This is a genomic window from Rhodococcus sp. 14-2496-1d, assembly GCF_002259365.1.
Classification (GTDB): Bacteria; Actinomycetota; Actinomycetes; order Mycobacteriales; family Mycobacteriaceae; genus Rhodococcoides.
Map to the genome: position 1 here is coordinate 1 of NZ_NPFV01000019.1, position 19,833 is coordinate 19,833.

Consider the following 19,833-nt stretch of genomic DNA (forward strand, 5'->3'; position numbering starts at 1 on the left):
CGCCTGGACAGAGGCGCATCACATCCGGCACTGGGCCGATGGTGGCCCCACCGACATGAACAACCTCGTCCTCCTGTGCGGATTCCACCACCGACTCCTCCACCACAGTGACTGGGAAGTGTTCATCGGCACCGACAACCACCCGTGGTTCGTGCCACCGGCAACCGTCGACCCGTACCGACAACCCCGACCATCCCACGCCCGAGCAGGCCCACACATCGCCTGAACCCGCCCAAAGACCACTCCAGCCCCGCACCGAGAACACGGTGCGGGGCTGGAAGAAATTGTCGGACAGACTGATTCGAGTGATGTGGACTCTCAGTCGTTGGCGTGCAGTGCCGCGTTCAGTTCGACGCCGGTGCCCTTCCACGGCACCACCTCGACAGCGCCCGACAGCGAGTTGCGACGGAACAGTAGGTTGGACTTGCCGGACAGTGTCGCCGCCTTCACCACTGTTCCATCCGGGCCACTCACCTTGGTTCCTGCGGTGATGTAGAGCCCGGCCTCGACGACGCAGTCGTCACCGAGTGAGATGCCGAGCCCGGAGTTCGCGCCCAGCAGGCAGCTCTTTCCGACGGAAATGACATTCTTGCCGCCGCCGGAGAGCGTGCCCATGATCGATGCGCCGCCGCCCACGTCGGAACCGTCGCCCACGACGACGCCCGCGGAGATGCGACCCTCGACCATCGAGTTGCCGAGCGTGCCGGCGTTGAAGTTGACGAAGCCCTCGTGCATGACCGTCGTTCCGCTGGCCAGGTGCGCGCCGAGACGAACGCGGTCGGCGTCGGCGATCCGAACACCGGTGGGAACGACGTAGTCGACCAGGCGCGGGAACTTGTCGACTCCGTACACGGTCACCGGACCGCGGGCACGAAGTTTCGCGCGCACCGTCTCGAAACCGTCCACCGCTGCGGGCCCGAAGTTGGTCCACACCACATTGGACAGCAGACCGAACACGCCGTCGAGGTTCTGCCCGTGCGGCTGAATCAACCGGTGCGAAAGCAGGTGCAGTCGCAGATACGCGTCGTGGGCGTCGATCGGAGCGTCGTCGAGAGAGGCGATGCTGGTGCGCACTGCGACTACCTCGACGCCGCGCGCCTCGTCCGGTCCGACGAGAGCGGCCAGCTCCTCGGGGACGTCCGAACCCTCGAGCCGGACGGTGCCGGTCTCGAAGCCCGACCCGAGCTCCGGGTTCGGAAACCAGGTGTCGAGAACGACGCCCGACGTCGTGATGTTGGCAATACCTACTGCTGATGCTCCCTGTGCGCTCACGGCTCGAAGAATACGCGGTGGACCCGGAGGGCGGGTTGGCCCGTCATTGCGGGAACGTCGACTGTTCCTGGACGTCGTTCCCGACGCGGCGTCGGTTCGTTATCGGTTCGACCGTCGAGCGTGATCGCATCGGAATGCCGGCGGACGCATCGACGGCGGGGAAGCTGACAGAGTTTCCCGGTGACCACACGTCCCGACTCCCGCATCCGTGGAGTGACCTCGGTGATGGCGGACGGTGTGTCCTTCACAGGGTTGGTGACGACCCTGGCGACGACGATCGTGCTCGGGGTCGCCCTGGGTTTGCATGTCGCAGGCGCGTGGTAGACATCGTCATCGGCTGACAGGGGGTCGCCGAGGTTGGGGGAGTGTCATGGGTTCGAGCAAGTCCGCGCGTATGCGTTCGGTCGTCACGGCGATCGCTGCTGCGACGGTGGTAGCCGGGAGCGTCGTCGTCGGGTCCGGCACCGCAGTCGCTGATCCCTCCTGCGCCGCCGCAGGCGGTCCGTCGGCAGTGGTCGCACGGATCCCGGGTGCAGCTCTGGAAGGCCTGGCGGTCGACGCGTCGGGCCGGGCCTACGTCACCGACATCGTCTCCGGCCGGGTGTTTCGCATCGACGCGCCGGGGCGGGCCGCCTACCCCATCGCGACGGTTCCCAGCGGCGGCGGTGGTGCCCTGGCCTGGATGCCCGACGGCACCCTGCTGGTCGGCTACGGGGCCGACCCTCGCGTCTTCGTCGGAGACATCGTCAAGGCCGCCGGGATCGTGCGGCTCGACGTGAACACCCTGACCGTGACCCCGTTCGCCACCGGTCTGAGCGCAGCCAACGGACTCGCCGTCGCCGCTGACGGAACGGTGTACGCCACCAACGACTTCGGCTCGCTCATCGGCCGGATCGGCCCCGATGGTTCGGTCGACCCGGCGTGGGCGAGCTTCCCCAGTGCCAACGGCGCAGTGCTCGACGCCGCCGATCGGTACCTCTACGTCTCGCGCACCTTCGTGAACCCGGGCGTCAGCCGTATTCCGCTCGCCGACCCCTCGGCACCGGAAAGCGTGCTCGACCTGACGGGACTCGACTCGTTCGCAGCTCCGGACGGGCTCACCCTCGACGACGCCGGACGTCCGGTGGTACCCCTGAATGCAGGCGGCTCCGTCGTCCGCATCGATGCGCCGGGGGCGACGTGCGTCATCGGCACCGGAACTCGGTTGACCAGCGTCGTCGCCTACGGTCGCTCCGACCAGGGGTTCTCGAACGGAAGATTGTTCGGGGCAGGCTTCGACGGCGTGGTCCGCGAGATTCCGGGATCCACGGCCTAGAGTTTTCACCCGTGACGCTCGAACTGAATGCAGACCCGATCGACCTCACCGCGGCGCTGGTGGACATCCCCAGTGTCAGCGAGGACGAATCGCGCATTGCGGACGAGGTGGAACGGGCGCTCCGCGACCAGGCCACCGGCTTCGAGATCATCCGCAGTGGCAACGCCGTGCTGGCCCGGACCAACCTCGGGCTCGGGTCGCGCGTGATGCTCGCCGGGCACCTCGACACGGTTCCCATCGCAGACAACGTGCCGTCGAGGCGGGAACACGACAGCGCCGAAGGTGACATTCTGCACGGCTGCGGAACCGTCGACATGAAGTCGGGCGACGCAGTGTTCCTGCATCTCGCCGCGACGATCGACAATCCTGCGCACGATCTCACTCTGGTGTTCTACGACTGCGAGGAGATCGCGGCTGCCCGCAACGGGCTGGGCCGCATCGAACGCGAACTTCCCGAATGGCTGGTCGCCGACGTCGCGATCCTCGGCGAACCGTCCGGCGGGTTCATCGAGGCCGGTTGCCAAGGGACACTGCGGGTTCGGTTGACGGCGTCGGGAACACGGGCTCACAGTGCCCGGTCCTGGTTGGGCGACAATGCAATTCACAAATTCGGCGCGGTTCTGAACCGGCTCGCGGCGTATCGCGCACGCACCGTCGACATCGACGGCTGCGTGTATCGGGAAGGGCTGCAAGCTGTCCGGATCTCCGGTGGGGTCGCGGGCAACGTCGTTCCCGACGCCGCCGAGCTCGATGTCAACTTTCGCTTCGCACCCGATCGCAGCGTCGACGACGCCGTCGAACACGTTCGTGAGGTGGTCGAGGGACTGGATCTCGGCTTCGAGGTCACCGACTCATCGCCGGGTGCCCTTCCCGGACTGAACCAGCCTGCGGCGGCTGCGCTCATCGAAGCCGCGGGCGGACAATTCCGCGCCAAGTACGGCTGGACGGACGTCTCCCGGTTCTCGGCGCTCGGTATTCCGGCGGTCAACTACGGACCCGGCGACCCCAATCTCGCCCACAAGCGCGACGAACGCGTCCCCGTCGAGCAGATCACCCACGTCACGCAGGTTCTCCGGAGCTACCTCACTGCCGGATAGCCTGAACGCCATGAACAGCGACCAGGACCCAGGTAGTTCCGAGGAACACGGCAGTTCCGAAGAACACAGCAGTTTCGAGTGGCACAGCAGCGAGAAGCCGGCCAAGCACAAGGGATCCGTCGTACTTCGGCGTGGCCGGAACACCGAGACCTCCACCTCGGATCAGCGCCTGCTCGACGAGCGAGGACCGGGGAACTGGATTCACTCCGACACCTGGCGAGTGCTGCGTATCCAGAGCGAATTCGTCGAGGGATTCGGTGCACTCGCCGAGGTCCCCAAGGCCGTGACGGTGTTCGGTTCGGCGCGCACCCCCGTCGACCATCCCGAGTACGCCCGAGCCCGGCAACTCGGAGCCGCTCTCGCGAAGGAGGGCTTCGCCGTCATCACCGGTGGTGGGCCGGGCGCGATGGAGGGGGCGAACCGAGGTGCGAGCGAGGCCGACGGCTACTCGATCGGGCTCGGGATCGAGCTGCCGTTCGAGCAGGGCCTCAACGAATGGGTCGATCTGGGCGTCAACTTTCGCTACTTCTTCGTCCGCAAGACCATGTTCGTGAAGTACTCGCAGGCGTTCGTGTGCCTTCCCGGCGGCTTCGGTACTCTCGACGAACTCTTCGAGGCGCTGACCCTGGTGCAGACGGCCAAGGTCACCAGGTTCCCGATCGTGTTGCTGGGCAAGGACTTCTGGTCGGGACTGCTCGATTGGATCAAGACGACTCTCGTGAAAGAAGGCAAGGTGTCCGAGAAGGACCTCGAACTGATCCACTGCACCGACAGCGTCGACGAGGCTGTCCGGATCGTCCGCGAGGCCCAGCAGTGAGCGATCGTGGCACGACCGAACGCGCGATCAGTGTCTGCGTCTACTGCGCGTCCGGTCCCGTCGACTCCTCCTTCATCGACCTCGCCGCCGAGGTCGGCACCGAGATCGGCCGACGAGGCTGGCAGCTCGTCTCGGGCGGCGGCAACGTGTCGATGATGGGCGCCGTTGCTGCGGCGACGCGAGCTGCGGGCGGCAACACGGTCGGTGTGATCCCCAAAGCACTCGTGCATCGCGAGGTCGCCGATGTCGATGCCGACGAGTTGATCGTCACCGACACCATGCGCGAGCGGAAGAAGATCATGGAGGACCGCGCCGACGCGTTCATCACCTTGCCGGGTGGCATCGGGACGTTGGAGGAGCTGTTCGAGACGTGGACCGCGGGCTATCTCGGGATGCACAGCAAGCCGATGGTGATGCTCGACCCATTCGGACATTTCGACGGCATGATGCAGTGGATCGACGGGCTGCTGGCCACGGGCTTCGTCCAGCAGCGCGCCGTGGATGCCCTGATCAGAACCGCGTCGGTCGAGGCTGCCCTGGACGCCTGTGCAACGTTGTGACAGGTCACCAACCGTGGCCGACGAGTGCGCTCCTCAAAGTTGTTACTCTCAAGTAGGGTAAGAAATCTCACATCGTCTTCAAAGGGGAGTACATGGCTGTCGATGCCCGTCAGAAAATCGGAGTGACCGACCTCGCGGTCGCGTTGCCGAAAATGGTGACGGAGGTGCCCAGTCTCCTCAAGGGCCTGGCGGGATTCACCCGCAAACCCGACCACAAGGCGTCGATCGGTCAGGTCTTCCAGGATGCTGCCGCGAAGAACAGCGACCGTCCGTTCGTGCGGTTCGAGGGTGAGTCGATCACCTACCGGGACGCGAACGAGCTCGTCAACCAGTACGCCGCGGTGTTCGCAGACCACGGAGTGACGCGCGGCGACGTCGTCGGCATCCTCAGCAAGAACCGTCCGGAGGCGCTGTTCGCCGCACTTGCCGCCGTCAAACTCGGCGCCACCGCGGGAATGCTGAACTACAACCAGCGCGGCGATGTACTCGAACACAGCCTGGGCATTCTCGAGGCGAAGGTCCTCGTACTGGACGAGAACGCGCAGGAGGCGCTCGATTCGCTCGACGGGGAGCCGAAGGTCGGTGCCGTACTGCCGCTGAAGAAACTCGCCGAACTCGCCGCGACGGCGTCGACAGCCAACCCGAAGGTGACCGCCGAGATCCAGGCCAAGGAGAAGGCGTTCTACATCTTCACCTCGGGCACCACCGGCATGCCGAAGGCGAGCCTGATGAGCCACTTCCGCTGGCTCAAGTCCATGTCCGGTCTCGGCAACATGGGTGTCCGGCTGCGCAGCAACGACGTCATCTACTGCTGCCTGCCGCTCTACCACAACAACGCGCTGACGGTGACGCTGTCCTCGGTGCTCGCGGGCGGCGCGACGATGGCCATCGGCAAGCAGTTCTCGGTGAGCAATTTCTGGGACGACATCCGGGTCAACAAGGCCACCGCGTTCACCTACATCGGCGAGCTGTGCCGCTACCTGCTGACACAGCCGAAGAAGAGCTCCGACCGCGACAACTCGGTGAAACTGATCGTCGGCAACGGACTGCGCCCGGAGATCTGGGAGGAGTTCACCGAACGATTCGGCATCTCCCGCGTCGCCGAGTTCTACGGTGCAAGCGAGTGCAACATCGCGTTCATCAACGCCCTCAACATGAAGAAGACCGCCGGGATCTGCCCGCTCCCGTACGCCGTCGTCCAGTACGACGAGGAGTCCGGCAAGGCCAAGCGCGGTCAGGACGGCAAGCTCCGCAAGGTCGGAAACGGCGAGGTCGGACTGCTGTTGTCCAAGGTGACCGACCGGGCACCGTTCGACGGCTACTCCGACGACAAGGCCACCGAGAAGAAGTTGGTGCGCGACGGCTTCAAGGACGGCGACGCGTGGTTCGACACCGGCGATCTGGTTCGTAAGCAGGGCTGGATGCACGTCGCATTCGTCGACCGTCTCGGCGACACCTTCCGTTGGAAGGGTGAGAACGTAGCCACCACTCAGGTCGAAGGTGCGCTCGGTGGGCATCCGTCGATCGACGGTGCCGTCGTGTACGGCGTCGACATCGAGGGAACCGACGGCAAGGCAGGCATGGCTGCGGTGACGCTGCGCGAGGGCGAGACCTTCGACGGCAAGTCCACGGCCGCGCACCTCTACGACAAGCTCCCCACGTACGCGGTGCCCCTCTTCGTCAGGGTCGTCGACAGCCTCGAGCAGACGTCGACGTTCAAGAGTCAGAAGGTGGCCCTGCGCAAGCTCGGCTACGAGGAAGACGGCGACAGCGACCTGTACGTGCTGCGCGGCAAGTCCGGTGGCTACGAGAAGGCGTACGACGGCTACGTCGCCGAGGTCGCCGCAGGCAAGGCTCCCAAGGGCTGAGCACCCGAAAGATGCGCTCGTGCCACTATTGATTTCATGAGCACCCTCTGCGGCAAACCGGTCGCCGACGATCGCGCATTGGTCATGGCCATCGTCAATCGCACCCCCGATTCGTTCTACGACGGGGGTGCGAATTTCAGCGACGACGCTGCGATGGCGTCGGTGCACCGGGCTGTCGCAGAGGGTGCCGACATGATCGACATCGGTGGTGTGAAGGCAGGTCCCGGCGACATCGTCGACGCCGAGGAGGAGATCCGCCGTGTCGTCCCGTTCGTCGAGGCCATCCGGGACGCGTATCCGGAGCTGCTGATCAGTGTGGACACCTGGCGCAGCGAGGTAGCTCGACTGGCCTGCGGTGTCGGAGCGGATCTGATCAACGACACGTGGGCCGGGGCCGACCCCGAGCTGGTGCGCGTCGCTGCCGCCGAAGGAGTCGGCATCGTCTGCTCGCACACCGGCGGTGCGGTGCCCCGCACTCGCCCGCATCGGGTTCGGTACGCCGATGTGGTGGCCGACGTGATCACCGAAGTCACCGCCGCCGCGGAGAACGCCGTCGCGGAGGGGGTGAAAAAAGATTCGATTCTGATCGATCCGACGCACGATTTCGGGAAAAACACCTATCACGGGCTCGAGTTGTTGCGTCGCGTGGACGATCTTGTAAACACCGGGTGGCCTGTGCTCATGGCGCTGAGCAACAAGGACTTCGTAGGCGAGACTCTAGGGGTAGAGCTCGCCGACCGGTTGGAGGGAACATTGGCAGCGACAGCATTGGCCGCAGCAGGCGGAGCCCGAATGTTCCGGGTGCACGAAGTTGCGTCGACCAGAAGAGTCGTCGACATGGTGGCAGCGATCCAGGGACTGAGAACCCCGGCGCGGACGGTCAGGGGTCTGGCATGACGCTTGCAGATCGAACGGACGTCACCAGGGCGTGGTCCGAGACCAACAGCTGGGACACCCCGGAGTGGACCATTGCCGAGCTCGAGGCCGCCAAAGCGGGCCGAACGGTGTCGGTGGTACTGCCGGCACTGAACGAGGAACAGACGGTCGCCGCTGTCATCGACACCATCCACCCGTTGCTCGGTGGCCTCGTCGACGAGCTGATCGTGTTGGACTCCGGTTCCACCGACGAGACGGCCGTGCGCGCGACAGCGGCCGGCGCACGCGTCATCAGCCGAGAAGAAGCGGTACCCGGCGTGGACCCGGTACCGGGCAAGGGCGAGGTGCTGTGGCGATCGGTCGCCGCGTCGACCGGTGATCTCATCGCGTTCGTCGACTCCGACCTGATCAACCCCGATCCGGCGTTCGTGCCCAAGTTGCTCGGCCCCCTGCTGATGGGCGACGGCATCCACCTCGTCAAGGGCTACTACCGCCGTCCGTTGCGGACCAGTGGAACCGAGGACGCCAACGGCGGTGGACGCGTCACCGAGCTCGTGGCAAGGCCGCTGCTCGCTGCCCTTCGGCCCGAGCTGACCGGGGTCATTCAGCCCCTCGGCGGTGAGTATGCCGGTACGCGTGAGCTTCTGTCCGCGGTGCCGTTCGCACCCGGCTACGGAGTGGAGATCGGGCTGCTGCTCGATACCTACGACAGGCTCGGACTGCGGGCGATCGGCCAGGTGAATCTGGGTGTGCGCAAGCACCGCAACCGCCCGCTGGTCGAGCTCGGGGCCATGAGCAGACAGATCGTCGGGACGATGCTCAATCGGTGCGGGATGGTCGATTCCGGTGCCGGTCTGATGCAGTTCCGGGTCGACGGCGACTCGTTCGAGCCGTTCTCCACCGAGGTGTCGTTGCTGGACCGACCGGCGATGAACTCGCTGAAGTAGCGTGTCGGGCGGTCGTGACAAGATCGTGGCATGTTGACGCTGCTGATCTACGTCGTCGTCATTGCCGTCGTCGCCGCTGCATTGTTCTTCGTGGCGTCAGCGGTGTTCGGTCGCGGTGAGGAACTGGGCCCGCTGGCCGAGGGAACCACCGCGACCGTTCTGCCGGCGGAAGGCGTCACCGGTGCCGACGTGCACGCGCTGAAGTTTCAGCAGAGCCTGCGCGGCTACAAGCCCAGCGAGGTCGACTGGGCGTTGGAGCGACTGGGCGGCGAGATCGACATGCTCCGTTCGCGGCTGTCGGCTGCGCAGCAGGAACAGGAGACGGTCGCCCCGTCCCCGGATGAGCCGGACGAGCGATGAGCGCTGTCGCCGGACCGGACGGCCGACTGCGCTGCCCCTGGGGTTCCACCGACGACGACCTGTACCGGAACTACCACGATCTCGAATGGGGACAGCCGCTCCACGGCCGCAACGAGCTCTACGAGCGGCTCTGTCTCGAAGCCTTCCAATCGGGCCTGTCGTGGATCACGATCCTGCGCAAACGCGACAGCTTCCGGACGGCATTCGCCGGATTCGATCCCGAGCTGGTGGCCCGGTTCGGCGACGCCGATGTCGAACGGTTGATGAACGACGCGTCCATCGTGCGCAACAGGCTCAAGATCGACGCTGCGATGAGCAATGCGCGTGCCATCGTCGATTTCGAAGATACCGACCTCGACACCCTGCTCTGGTCGTTCGCTCCGAAACCTAGGCCGGCGCGACTGAGCGAGTTCTCCGATGTGCCCGCCTCGACTCCGGAGTCCACCGCTCTGGCCAAGGAGCTCAAGCGGCGGGGCCTACGGTTCGTCGGTCCGACAACTGCCTACGCCTTGATGCAGGCCACCGGAATGGTCGACGATCACCTGTCGGGGTGTTGGGTGCAGGTCGTCAATACCGACTCCGGTTCCCGGTATCGACGACGATAGGGAAGAATAGGGGACAACACCCGTCGCCCCGCGACGGAATTGTCTTTTTGGCCTAGGCGCCGAGCTGGTGGGCGCAGATCTGGAGGGAGCAGAGGATGGCGGCGATGAAGCCCCGGACCGGGGACGGTCCCCTCGAAGCAACCAAAGAGGGACGAGGAATCGTCATGCGCGTCCCACTCGAGGGGGGCGGCCGATTGGTCGTCGAATTGACCCCCGACGAGGCCGCGGCGCTCGGTGACGAATTGAAGGGTGTCACCGGCTGACCGTTCTGTCGATCGATCATCGCTCAGCCCCGCTCGCCGTGACGGCAAGCGGGGCTTTGTGTTGTGTTCACGACTGTGCCGTCCGGCAGAGTCGTGACGGAGGAGGTGTCCGATGCTGACCGACGTCGTGGACGTGCTGCTGTGTCCGCAGTGCCGAGCGCGCGAGGTCGACTCCGGGCTCGGCGTCGGCGACACGGATCGGGCGCTGTGGTGCGATCGAGGGCACTCGTTCGATGTCGCTCGGCAGGGGTACGTCAGTCTGCTGACCGGTGACGGCGGCAAGTTCACCGGCGACTCGGCCGAGATGATCGCCGCGCGCGACGCGTTCCTGGGGAAGGGGCACTTCGACCCGATCGCCCGAGCAGTGTCTGCGGGGGTCCCGGTGGACGGTGAGGTGGTGCTCGACGTCGGGGTCGGAACCGGTCACTATCTCGCGGCTGTTCTCGACGACCACCCCGAGGCTCGGGGGATGGGCGTCGACGTGTCGAAGTTCGCGGCCAGGCGCGCTGCCCGGTCCCATCCCCGGCTGGGGTCCGTGGTCGCCGACATCTGGAGCGGACTTCCGGTGCGGTCGGGTGCCCTGTCCGCGGTGACGTGCGTGTTCGCTCCGCGCAACGCCGGAGAACTGAATCGGGTACTCGTCGACGACGGCGTGTTGGTGGTCGTCACGCCCACGACGCGGCATCAGCGCGAGCTGCGGGGGCCGCTGGGACTCATCGGTGTCGACGAGGACAAGCCCCGCCGCCTGAGCGAATCGTTGTCCGGTCTGTTCGAACCGGTCACGGAATCTCCGTTGGAATACTCGATGATGCTCTCGCACAACGACATCGAGGCTCTGATCGGCATGGGCCCGTCGGCGCGTCACGGTGACCCCGAGGCGCGGGCTGCGGCGCTGACGCAGCTACCGGACACCGTCGAGGTCACCGCGTCGGTGACGGTGTCGACCTATCGCAAGACGAATCGCTGAGTCGTCCCGATCAGCGGCGGCGCGCCAGAGCGTCGTTGTAGACGGCGAGAGTCTGCTTCGCGATCGAGGCCCAGGAGAACTCCGCGACGGCCCGCTCTCGACCCGCCTTGCCCATCGCTGCCGCGAGCGCGGGATCGAGGGCGACCTCGTTGACGGTCTCGGCCAGGTTCCGCTCGAAGGCATCGGGTTCGTAGGAGTTGTAGTGCACCAGGCGTCCGGTGCGGCCCTCGTCGACGACCTCGGGAATGCCGCCGACATCCGATGCCACCACCGCAGTTTCGCAGGCCATCGCCTCGAGGTTGACGATGCCCAGTGGCTCGTACACCGAGGGGCAGACGAAGACGGCTGCTGCAGTGAGGATCTCGCGAATCTTGTCGGTGGGCAGCATGTCCTTGACCCAGAACACACCGCCGCGCTGCTCGGCGAGCAGGGCGACGGCCCGCTCGGTTTCCGCGGCGATCTCCGGAGTGTCGGGGGCACCAGCGCACAGGACGAGTTGGATCGACGGGTCGAAGTGGTGGGCGGCAGCGATCAGGTGGCCCACACCCTTCTGCCTGGTGATGCGGCCGACGAACGCGACGATCGGCTTGCTTCGATCGACGCCGATCTCGTCCAGAGTTGCGGTGCCCTGGTCGGCGAACCACCGCTGCGTGTCGATTCCGTTGCGCACCACATGAACCCGGCTCGGATCGAGCCGCGGGTACGCGTCGAGCACATCTTTGGCCATGCCCTCGCTGACGGCGATGACCGCGTCTGCGTATTCCACGGCATTGCGCTCGGACCACGACGAGATGCGGTAGCCGCCGCCGAGCTGCTCGGCCTTCCACGGCCGCCGTGGTTCGAGTGAGTGTGCGGTGAGGATGTGCGGAACGTCGTACAACTCGGCGGCGAGATGGCCCGCGAGGCCGGTGTACCAGGTGTGTGAGTGCACCACATCGGCGTCGGCGGCGGCGTTGGCCATCCGCAGCTCGGCCGACAGCGTCGTCAACGCGGCGTTCGCTCCGGCGAGTGCGGGATCGGGGTCGTGTACCTGCGCGGTGTCGCGCGGCGCGCCCATGCAGTGGATGTCCACGTCGCACAGCGATTTCAGCTGCGCGGTCAACTCCGTGACATGGACTCCTGCGCCACCGTAGATCTCCGGGGGATATTCCTTGGTCATCATTGCTACGCGCACGTGAACGAACCTACATTCCCCAGCAGTTGTGCGTGTACTGCTAGCAAGGTTCTCTCGGTGCGGATAGGTTGAGTGGGTGAGGACACAACCGCACGTACTAGGGATTGTGCTTGCCGGCGGTGAGGGTAAGCGCCTTTACCCGATGACCGCGGACCGAGCCAAGCCAGCCGTGCCCTTCGGGGGCGCCTACCGACTCATCGACTTCGTACTGAGCAATCTCGTCAACGCCGGCTACCTCCGGCTCTGCGTGCTCACCCAGTACAAGTCCCATTCACTGGACCGCCACATCTCGCAGACATGGCGACTGTCCGGTTTCGCCGGGGAGTACATCACTCCGGTCCCGGCACAGCAGCGTCTCGGGCCCCGGTGGTACACCGGCAGCGCCGACGCCATCTTCCAGTCGCTGAACCTGGTGTACGACGAGGACCCCGAGTACATCGTGGTCTTCGGAGCCGACCACGTGTACCGGATGGACCCGGAGCAGATGGTGCAGCAGCACATCGACTCCGGTGCCGGCGTCACCGTCGCGGGCATCCGGGTTCCGCGTAGCGAGGCATTCGCGTTCGGATGCATCGACTCGGACGAGAACGGCAAGATCACCCAGTTCCTCGAGAAGCCGGCGCAGCCGCCCGGGACCCCCGACGATCCCGACGTCACCTACGCCTCGATGGGCAACTACGTGTTCACCACCAAGGTGCTCGTCGACGCCATCAAGGCCGACTCCGAGAACGTCGACTCCGACCACGACATGGGTGGCGACATCATTCCGGCACTCGTCGAAGCGGGCGTCGCCTCGGTCTACGACTTCAACGACAACGTCGTTCCAGGTGCCACCGAACGCGACCGCGGATACTGGCGAGACGTCGGCACCATCGACGCGTTCTACGACGCCCACATGGACCTCGTGTCGGTGCATCCCATCTTCAACCTCTACAACCGTCGCTGGCCCATCCGCGGATCGGCCGAGAACCTGCCGCCCGCCAAGTTCGTCCAGGGCGGCCTGGCTCAGGAGTCGGTCGTCGGTGCCGGCTGCATCCTGTCCGCGGCCACCGTCCGCAACTCGGTGCTCAGCTCCAACGTGATGATCGACAGTGGTGCGACCGTCGAGGGCAGCGTCCTGATGCCCGGCGTCCGAATCGGCAAGGGTGCCGTCGTGCGGCACGCGATCCTGGACAAGAACGTCGTCGTCGGTGACGGCGAGATCATCGGTGTCGATCACGAACGCGACCGCGAACGCTTCAACGTCAGCGCCGGGGGAGTCGTCTCCGTCGGCAAGGGCGTCTGGATCTAGAGCCTGCGGCATGTGAGTGGTTCTTCGTAGTCTGCTACGAAGAACCACTCACATGCTTACGCTCGCGACGCGCAGATCAACCCGTCGCCCAGAGGCAGCAGCACCGTCGTCAGACGCTCGTCCTCGGCGATGGCCCGGGCGGCGGATCGAACGGCAACTGCGGTGGCGTCGCGCTGAGTCGGGTCGGCGACTCGCCCACCCAGTAACGCGTTGTGCAGCACCAGAACTCCACCGGGTCGCAGGAGTCGAACACTCTCGGCGACGAAGTGCGGATGGTCGGCCGGACTGGCATCGATGAAGACCAGATCGTAGGTGTCGTCGGCCAACCGGGGGAGCACATCGAGCGCCCAGCCGTTGATCAGCCGGGTGCGCGAGGGCGCAATTCCCCCCGCGCGGAACGCTTCTCGGGCTGCACGCTGGTGCTCCGGCTCGGTGTCGATGGTGGTGAGCACACCGTCCACGCGCATCCCGTCGAGCAACCACAGACCGCTGATTCCAGCGCCGGTACCGATTTCGACGACAGTCTTCGCACCGAGCATCTGGGTGAAGATGGACAGAATCGCTCCGACCGACGGCGGTACCGGTGCGGCACCCAGGTCGACGGCTCGCTCTCTGGCTGCGATCAGAACCTCGTCCTCCTGAGCGGAGTCTTCGGCGTAGGCGAGCATCTTCTCGGCGTTGGTCGGCACGCCCCGAGGCTATCGTGCCCAGGGCACATTCTCACGCACACATTCTCAGGTGCGCCTCAGCTGTTTCATACCGGACCCACACGCGGGTCCGTCAGGCTGTGCAGGAGTCGAAGGTCCATCTCGATTGCGAAGTGTGAGCTGGAACATCCGAGGGTAGTCGTCGGTTGAATCAGAAGGACGTACGCAGTCCTGAGCAGGAGGATCCAACTATTTACAAGATCAACGGCGATCGCGACAGCGCGCGTCTACCCGAGTCCGTACCCGCACCCGACGATCTCAGCGGCACCGCAGTGTTCGATGCGACCGGCGAGAACTCCACCATGCCGTCCTGGGACGAACTGGTTCGCGAACACGGCGACCGCGTCTACCGACTGGCCTACCGCCTGTCCGGCAACGCCCAGGACGCCGAGGACCTGACGCAGGACACCTTCATTCGCGTGTTCCGCTCCCTGTCGAATTACCAGCCGGGCACCTTCGAGGGGTGGCTGCACCGCATCACCACCAACCTGTTCCTGGACATGGTTCGTCGTCGCAGCCGCATCCGTATGGAGGCGCTCCCCGAGGACTACGACCGCGTTCCCTCGGACCGACCCAACCCCGAGCAGATCTACCACGATGCTCGCCTCGACCCCGATCTGCAGTCCGCGCTCGACTCGCTGGCACCGGAGTTCCGTGCCGCAATCGTGCTGTGCGACATCGAAGGACTGTCGTACGAGGAGATCGGTGCGACACTGGGCGTCAAGCTCGGAACTGTTCGCAGTCGCATTCACCGTGGACGCCAGGCGCTACGCGAGTACCTTCGAGTGCACGGGAAGGTCGACTCCGGTCACGCAAGTGTCCACTAGCTACGAGGAGGGTTGGATGACGCAGGCGCGCAAGCCGAAGCGATTCAGCTCCACCGAACATCTGGCCAGTGAGGCCATCGCGGCGTACGTCGATGGCGAATTGCGAATGCCCGCCTATCTCCGCGCAGCAGACCACCTGTCCGAGTGCCCCGAGTGCGCCGCCGAGGTCGAGGCCCAGCAGCAGGCGCGCAAGGCACTGCGTGGAGCAGGGGAGATGTCGATGCCACACTCCTTGCTCGGCCTGCTCAGCCAGATACCGTCCTGCGCGGGCGAGGATCGGCCGACCCACACCAAGAGAACGTTCATGTCCGCCGTCGCCGACGTCCGCCGTCGCCGACGCTGATCGCATCGACATCTGCCCCACGACTTCTCACCTGCATCGAGCCGCGCCGACCGCTCGAGTGATACTGAACTCTCACACCGACGTATGCGAGGGGTAACCGGACGCGTGACATCGAATTCGACCAGCACCGAGGCCGCAGGCACCGACCCATCGGAGATCGAGCCCGACGGCATCGGCTCGGCGGGACCGGAAGGTCCGCGGTTGCCACCTCGTCCGGTGTATCGACCTTCCGTCGATCCGGTGTCGGCTTCGGTGTTCGGACGTCCCGACGACGTGGACGGTTCGTTCTCTCCTCGTAGGCCCGGTGAGGAACTTCCCTCACGTGTGTCGGTGCGTCCACCCGATCCCATCCTCGCCGAGGCGTTCGGACGCCCGGACGATGCCACAGAATCGCTGCAGCGCGACCCGAACGCCGAGGACGACAACGACGCCGCTCCGTCGGCTCCGGCAGATCCGTGGCGCGACCCCACCGCTCGGGTGTCCCTCGGCAGCGCGGCGCTCGACACCCCGCCCCCTCCTGTGCTGCCGCCGGGAACCAAACTCGGTGTGCGCGACGTGCTGTTCGGGCGGTCGGTATCGGCCCGAGCTCTGGTGGTGCTCGGTGTTCTGGCACTCGTCATCGGATTGGTCGGCGGGTTGTTCGGTCGCCTCACCGCCGAGGTGACCGGCGCGTTGACCAGCCAGAAAGTGACTCTGACCCAATCCAGCGGCGACGACATCCCGCGCGGACAGATCAGCAAGGTCGCCGACGCGGTCCTGCCCTCCGTGGTGTCGATCCAGGTGACGCTCGGCGACACCGGCGGTACCGGCTCGGGCGTCGTCATCGCAGGTGAGGGCTACATCGTGACGAACAATCACGTGATCTCACTGGCCGCATCCGACCCGGAGAACTCGACCCTCGAAGTGACCTTCTCCGACGGCACCAAGGTGCCCGCGGACATCGTCGGACGAGACACCAAGACCGACCTCGCCGTCCTCAAGACCGACGTCGGCAACCTCACCGTGGCCGAGCTCGGTCGTTCCGCCGACGTTCGCGTCGGGCAGGACGTGATCGCCGTCGGCTCACCGCTGGGATTGAACAAGACCGTCACCTCCGGCATCGTCAGCGCGCTCGACCGACCCGTCGCCCTGTCGGGTGAAGGCACCGACACCAATGCCGTCATCGATGCCGTGCAGACCGACGCCGCCATCAACCCCGGCAACTCCGGTGGCCCGCTCATCGACTTCGAGGGCCGCGTGATCGGCATCAACTCCGCCATCCGCAGCGAGAGCGGCGGATCGGTCGGCCTCGGCTTCGCCATTCCGGTCGACGAGGTGTTCGAGGTGACACAGGCGCTGATCCGGGACGGCGTGATGCGGCACCCCGACATCGGAATCAATGCCCGCTCGGTCATCAACGACACCTCGGCCGGCGCGGAAGTGGCGAACGTCCGCTCGGGGGGTCCTGCCCAGCAGGCCGGAATCGTCGAAGGAGATGTCATCACCAAGGTCGGTGACCGAGCAGTGGGCGACGCCGACGAACTGGTCGTCGCCGTGCAGGCCACGACGATCGGGGAGCCCGTTCCCGTGCAACTCGTTCGGTCCGGGCGGCTGGTGGACCTGTCCGTCACGCCGGTTTCGGACTGACGACGTAGGCTGGCAGACGTGTTCGGCAACATCGGTTGGGGAGAGCTCGTCATTCTCCTCGTAGCAGCTCTCGTCATCCTCGGCCCCGATCGCCTCCCCGGCGCGATCAGCTGGGTGTCCAAGTCGATCCGCCAGGTCAAGGACTACGCCAACGGCGCGAGCCAGCAGCTCAAGGACGAACTCGGCACCGACTTCGAGGACCTCCGCAAGCCGCTGGCGGATCTCAACCAACTTCGCGGCATGACCCCTCGGGCAGTGATCACCAAACATCTGCTCGACGGAGACGACTCGGTCTTCAAGAACCCACTCGAGGACACCTTCAAGGGCAAGCCCTTCGACGCCAAGCCGAAAAGCTCGGGCGGCCCGACGCCCCAGATCAACACATCACAGGGTGGGGTGTCGATGAGCAAGAACGAGCCGAAGCTGTCCGCAGGCGACACTCCGCCCATCGACGCGGACGCCACCTGACGCTGCTTTGCGCATGCCGACCCCGCTGCTGCGTGAATGGACCATTGCATACGTCTGAGCGCGGCAGTGGTCCATTCATGCCGACCCCGCTGCTGCGTGAATGGACCATTGCACACGTCTGAGCGCGGCAGTGGTCCATTGACGCAACCGGGGAGCGGGGCTAGAGGACCTTGTTCAGGAAGTCCTGGGTGCGAGGGTTCTGCGGGTTACCGAACAATTCGTCGGGGGTTCCCTCCTCGACGATGACGCCCTCGGCCATGAAGATCACGCGATCCGCGACCTCGCGTGCGAAGCCCATTTCGTGGGTCACGACGACCATCGTCATGCCGCCCTGCGCGAGGTCTCGCAACACCTGCAGGACTTCGCCCACCATTTCTGGGTCGAGAGCACTGGTGGCCTCGTCGAACAGCATGATCGACGGGCTCATGGCCAACGCTCGGGCGATGGCGACGCGCTGCTTCTGCCCGCCGGAGAGGTTGGCGGGTTTGTAGTCCGCGCGCTCGGACAGGCCCACCTGTTCGAGCAGCTTCCGGGCCGCGTCCTTGGCCTGCGACTTGGACATCTTCTTGGTCTCGACGGGCGCGAGCATGACGTTCTCGAGCGCGGTCATGTGGGGGAAGAGGTTGAAGTGCTGGAACACCATGCCGATGTTCTGGCGCACCTTGTCCAGGTCGACGTTCTTCGCGGTCAGGTCGGTGCCGTCGACGACGACCGATCCGGCAGTGATGTCTTCGAGCTTGTTCAGGCAACGCAGGAACGTGCTCTTGCCCGAGCCCGATGGCCCGATCACGCACACCACTTCACCGTTGGCGATCTCGGCGTCGATGCCCTTGAGGACCGTGTTGTCGCCGAACGCCTTCTGCAGGCCCCTGATGGAGATCTTGGTTCCGGAACCGCTGTCGACCGGCAGGTCCTTGGTCAGTTCGGTGCTCATTTGTTGATCCTCTTCTCGAGCCGGTTCGACAGCTTGGTGAGAGCCATGATGATGATGAAGTACAGAACGCCGACGATGAGCCACATGTTGAACGACTCGAAGTTGCGGGCGATGATCAGACGACCGGTCTGTGTCAGTTCGGCGAGGCCGATGACCGAGAGCAGTGACGTGTCCTTGAGCGTGATGACGAACTGATTGATGTACGACGGGATCATCGTGCGAATTGCCTGTGGCATCACCACTTTTCGCATCGACTTGAGGTAACTGATGCCGAGACTGCGCGATGCTTCCATCTGGCCCTTGTCGACGGCGAGAATCCCACCGCGGACGATCTCGGCCATGTACGCACCGGCATTGAGCGAGAGCGTGATGATGCCCGCGGTGAACGCCGACATCTGGAAGTTCAGCGCCGCGGGGACACCGAAGTAGATGAAGAATGCCTGCACCAGAAGCGGTGTGCCACGGAAGATGTCGACGTAGGTGGTGCCGATGCCGCGGAGCACGATGTTGGTCGAGACGCGGAACAGGCCGAAGATCGCGCCGAGTACCAGCGCGATGGCGATGGAGATGACGGTCAGCACGATGGTCAGCCACAGGCCCTTGAGCAGCAACTGCCAGCTGCTGGCGATCAGACCGGGGATGGACGTGTCGGCGGTGGAGGCATCGGCGTTGAGGTAGGTGTCGAGAATCTGGTCGTACTGGCCGTTGGCGCGCAGGTTCTCGAGGCCGGTGTTGAACTGTTCGAGCAGCTGGGCGTTGGTGCCCTTGGCGACGGCGAATCCGTAACTGGCACCGGCTTCTTTCTCGGTGACGGTCTTGAATCCGTTGCCCTGGGTGATGCCGTAGGCGAGCACCGGGTAGTCCTCGAAGGCGGCCGCGGAGTTACCGGTACGCACTTCCTCGAACATCGTTGCCGAGTCGTCGAAGCTCCGGATGGTGAAGCCGTACTGATCTGCGATCGACGCGGCGAAGGTCGCGCCCTCGGTGCCGTTCTTGACTGCGACGGACTTGCCGCGCAGATCCTCGTAGCCCTTGATCTCGTCGTTGGAATCCAGAATCGCCATCTGGACACCGGAATCGAAGTACGGCTCGGAGAAGTCGAAGGTGGCCTTGCGTTCGTCGGTGATCGACATGCCGGCGATCATTCCGTTGAACTGGCCGCTGGTGACGCCCTGGAGTGCGGTATCGAAACCGACCTGCTCGACGGTGTAGTCGAAGCCCTGATCCACCGAGATCGCGGCGAGTAGGTCCATGTCGATTCCGACGAGTTTGCCGCTCTCGTCCTGGAATTCGAACGGTGCGAACGTGGTGTCCGTCGCGATCGAATAGTTCTGTGCAGGCGGGGCGGGTTGTGCGGATGCCATAGCGGGACCGAGCAGCGATCCCAGCAGGGTGATCAGCAGTGCGATCAGAACCGGAACGACGACCGGCCTGACCCGATGCGGCTTCTTCATGAAGGCCACTCTCTATCGACAATAGGATCGAAGGCAAATCCTAAGGCCCCAACCCTGTTTCC

The 19,833-nt window shown here is 65.2% G+C and carries 23 protein-coding genes; 18 read left to right on the forward strand and 5 right to left on the reverse strand.

Annotated elements, in window-relative coordinates; translation table 11 throughout:
- Window positions 1-226: HNH endonuclease signature motif containing protein (locus CH296_RS16465; RefSeq protein WP_143546372.1), on the forward strand; the 226-nt coding region annotated here is incomplete at its 5' end.
- A 92-nt stretch (window positions 227-318) separates the two neighbouring features.
- Here the strand turns inward: CH296_RS16465 and dapD are convergent.
- A complete protein-coding gene (gene dapD / locus CH296_RS16470; protein WP_032394083.1) occupies window positions 319-1,272 on the reverse strand; it encodes a 2,3,4,5-tetrahydropyridine-2,6-dicarboxylate N-succinyltransferase in 954 nt (317 codons plus the stop codon).
- A 180-nt stretch (window positions 1,273-1,452) separates the two neighbouring features.
- Here dapD and CH296_RS28980 point away from each other — a divergent pair, with 180 nt between their 5' ends.
- The 12 genes from CH296_RS28980 to CH296_RS16525 all read left to right on the forward strand — a co-directional run bounded on the left by CH296_RS28980 (window position 1,453) and on the right by CH296_RS16525 (window position 10,947).
- On the forward strand, window positions 1,453-1,596 hold the full coding sequence (locus CH296_RS28980; RefSeq protein WP_158462611.1) for a hypothetical protein: 144 nt from the start codon (window positions 1,453-1,455) through the stop codon (window positions 1,594-1,596).
- Between the two features lie 46 nt (window positions 1,597-1,642).
- Complete coding sequence (locus CH296_RS16475) at window positions 1,643-2,587, forward strand: SMP-30/gluconolactonase/LRE family protein (protein WP_094647002.1); 945 nt, start codon at window positions 1,643-1,645, stop codon at window positions 2,585-2,587.
- 11 nt (window positions 2,588-2,598) lie between these two features.
- Complete coding sequence (gene dapE / locus CH296_RS16480) at window positions 2,599-3,684, forward strand: succinyl-diaminopimelate desuccinylase (RefSeq protein ID WP_179277746.1); 1,086 nt, start codon at window positions 2,599-2,601, stop codon at window positions 3,682-3,684.
- Between the two features lie 10 nt (window positions 3,685-3,694).
- Window positions 3,695-4,501, forward strand: coding sequence for a TIGR00730 family Rossman fold protein (locus tag CH296_RS16485; protein WP_032394086.1), 807 nt, complete (start codon window positions 3,695-3,697; stop codon window positions 4,499-4,501).
- On the forward strand, window positions 4,498-5,061 hold the full coding sequence (locus CH296_RS16490; protein ID WP_032394087.1) for a TIGR00730 family Rossman fold protein: 564 nt from the start codon (window positions 4,498-4,500) through the stop codon (window positions 5,059-5,061). The genes CH296_RS16485 and CH296_RS16490 overlap by 4 nt, the downstream gene beginning before the upstream one ends.
- Before the next feature lie 92 nt (window positions 5,062-5,153).
- Window positions 5,154-6,929 (forward strand): long-chain-acyl-CoA synthetase, encoded by a 1,776-nt coding sequence (locus tag CH296_RS16495; protein WP_094682138.1) that lies wholly within the window; start codon window positions 5,154-5,156, stop codon window positions 6,927-6,929.
- 36 nt (window positions 6,930-6,965) lie between these two features.
- Window positions 6,966-7,826: a dihydropteroate synthase gene (gene folP / locus CH296_RS16500; RefSeq protein ID WP_032394089.1), complete on the forward strand. Its 861-nt coding sequence runs from the start codon at window positions 6,966-6,968 to the stop codon at window positions 7,824-7,826.
- Window positions 7,823-8,752 (forward strand): glucosyl-3-phosphoglycerate synthase, encoded by a 930-nt coding sequence (locus CH296_RS16505; RefSeq protein WP_032394090.1) that lies wholly within the window; start codon window positions 7,823-7,825, stop codon window positions 8,750-8,752. The genes folP and CH296_RS16505 overlap by 4 nt, the downstream gene beginning before the upstream one ends.
- Before the next feature lie 30 nt (window positions 8,753-8,782).
- On the forward strand, window positions 8,783-9,112 hold the full coding sequence (locus CH296_RS16510) for a DivIVA domain-containing protein (protein WP_094685252.1): 330 nt from the start codon (window positions 8,783-8,785) through the stop codon (window positions 9,110-9,112).
- Window positions 9,109-9,717 (forward strand): DNA-3-methyladenine glycosylase I, encoded by a 609-nt coding sequence (locus tag CH296_RS16515; RefSeq protein ID WP_094685253.1) that lies wholly within the window; start codon window positions 9,109-9,111, stop codon window positions 9,715-9,717. The genes CH296_RS16510 and CH296_RS16515 overlap by 4 nt, the downstream gene beginning before the upstream one ends.
- A gap of 95 nt (window positions 9,718-9,812) precedes the next feature.
- The gene (locus CH296_RS16520) at window positions 9,813-9,980 is read left to right on the forward strand and encodes a DUF3117 domain-containing protein (RefSeq protein ID WP_008714277.1); all 168 of its coding nucleotides are present in this window, start codon (window positions 9,813-9,815) and stop codon (window positions 9,978-9,980) included.
- A gap of 112 nt (window positions 9,981-10,092) precedes the next feature.
- Window positions 10,093-10,947: a methyltransferase domain-containing protein gene (locus tag CH296_RS16525; RefSeq protein WP_094685254.1), complete on the forward strand. Its 855-nt coding sequence runs from the start codon at window positions 10,093-10,095 to the stop codon at window positions 10,945-10,947.
- A 10-nt stretch (window positions 10,948-10,957) separates the two neighbouring features.
- On the opposite strand, the gene glgA is transcribed toward CH296_RS16525, so the two are convergent.
- The gene (glgA, locus tag CH296_RS16530) at window positions 10,958-12,121 is read right to left on the reverse strand and encodes a glycogen synthase (protein ID WP_032394094.1); all 1,164 of its coding nucleotides are present in this window, start codon (window positions 12,119-12,121) and stop codon (window positions 10,958-10,960) included.
- Window positions 12,122-12,197: 76 nt separating this feature from the next.
- Here glgA and glgC point away from each other — a divergent pair, with 76 nt between their 5' ends.
- Entirely contained in the window at window positions 12,198-13,412 is a 1,215-nt protein-coding gene (gene glgC, locus CH296_RS16535; protein ID WP_032394095.1) for a glucose-1-phosphate adenylyltransferase, read from the forward strand.
- Between the two features lie 56 nt (window positions 13,413-13,468).
- Here the strand turns inward: glgC and CH296_RS16540 are convergent, their stop codons facing one another.
- Window positions 13,469-14,080, reverse strand: a complete 612-nt coding sequence (locus tag CH296_RS16540; protein ID WP_032394230.1) for an O-methyltransferase — start codon at window positions 14,078-14,080, stop codon at window positions 13,469-13,471.
- Window positions 14,081-14,319: 239 nt separating this feature from the next.
- On the opposite strand from CH296_RS16540, the gene sigE reads away from it, so the two are divergent.
- The 4 genes from sigE to tatB all read left to right on the forward strand — a co-directional run bounded on the left by sigE (window position 14,320) and on the right by tatB (window position 17,383).
- Window positions 14,320-14,946: an RNA polymerase sigma factor SigE gene (gene sigE / locus CH296_RS16545; protein ID WP_045201066.1), complete on the forward strand. Its 627-nt coding sequence runs from the start codon at window positions 14,320-14,322 to the stop codon at window positions 14,944-14,946.
- A 16-nt stretch (window positions 14,947-14,962) separates the two neighbouring features.
- Window positions 14,963-15,289 carry an anti-sigma factor gene (locus tag CH296_RS16550; protein WP_032394231.1) on the forward strand — a complete coding sequence of 109 codons (327 nt, stop codon included), beginning with the start codon at window positions 14,963-14,965 and terminating at the stop codon, window positions 15,287-15,289.
- An 84-nt stretch (window positions 15,290-15,373) separates the two neighbouring features.
- Window positions 15,374-16,915, forward strand: coding sequence for a trypsin-like peptidase domain-containing protein (locus CH296_RS16555; protein WP_373453973.1), 1,542 nt, complete (start codon window positions 15,374-15,376; stop codon window positions 16,913-16,915).
- Between the two features lie 18 nt (window positions 16,916-16,933).
- Entirely contained in the window at window positions 16,934-17,383 is a 450-nt protein-coding gene (gene tatB, locus CH296_RS16560) for a Sec-independent protein translocase protein TatB (RefSeq protein ID WP_032394097.1), read from the forward strand.
- A 160-nt stretch (window positions 17,384-17,543) separates the two neighbouring features.
- Here the strand turns inward: tatB and CH296_RS16565 are convergent, their stop codons facing one another.
- Both CH296_RS16565 and CH296_RS16570 read right to left on the reverse strand, forming a co-directional pair.
- The gene (locus CH296_RS16565) at window positions 17,544-18,317 is read right to left on the reverse strand and encodes an amino acid ABC transporter ATP-binding protein (RefSeq protein ID WP_045199220.1); all 774 of its coding nucleotides are present in this window, start codon (window positions 18,315-18,317) and stop codon (window positions 17,544-17,546) included.
- Window positions 18,314-19,771: an amino acid ABC transporter substrate-binding protein/permease gene (locus CH296_RS16570; RefSeq protein ID WP_032394098.1), complete on the reverse strand. Its 1,458-nt coding sequence runs from the start codon at window positions 19,769-19,771 to the stop codon at window positions 18,314-18,316. Before CH296_RS16570 ends, CH296_RS16565 begins: the two co-directional genes overlap by 4 nt.
- Window positions 19,772-19,833: the final 62 nt, after the last annotated feature.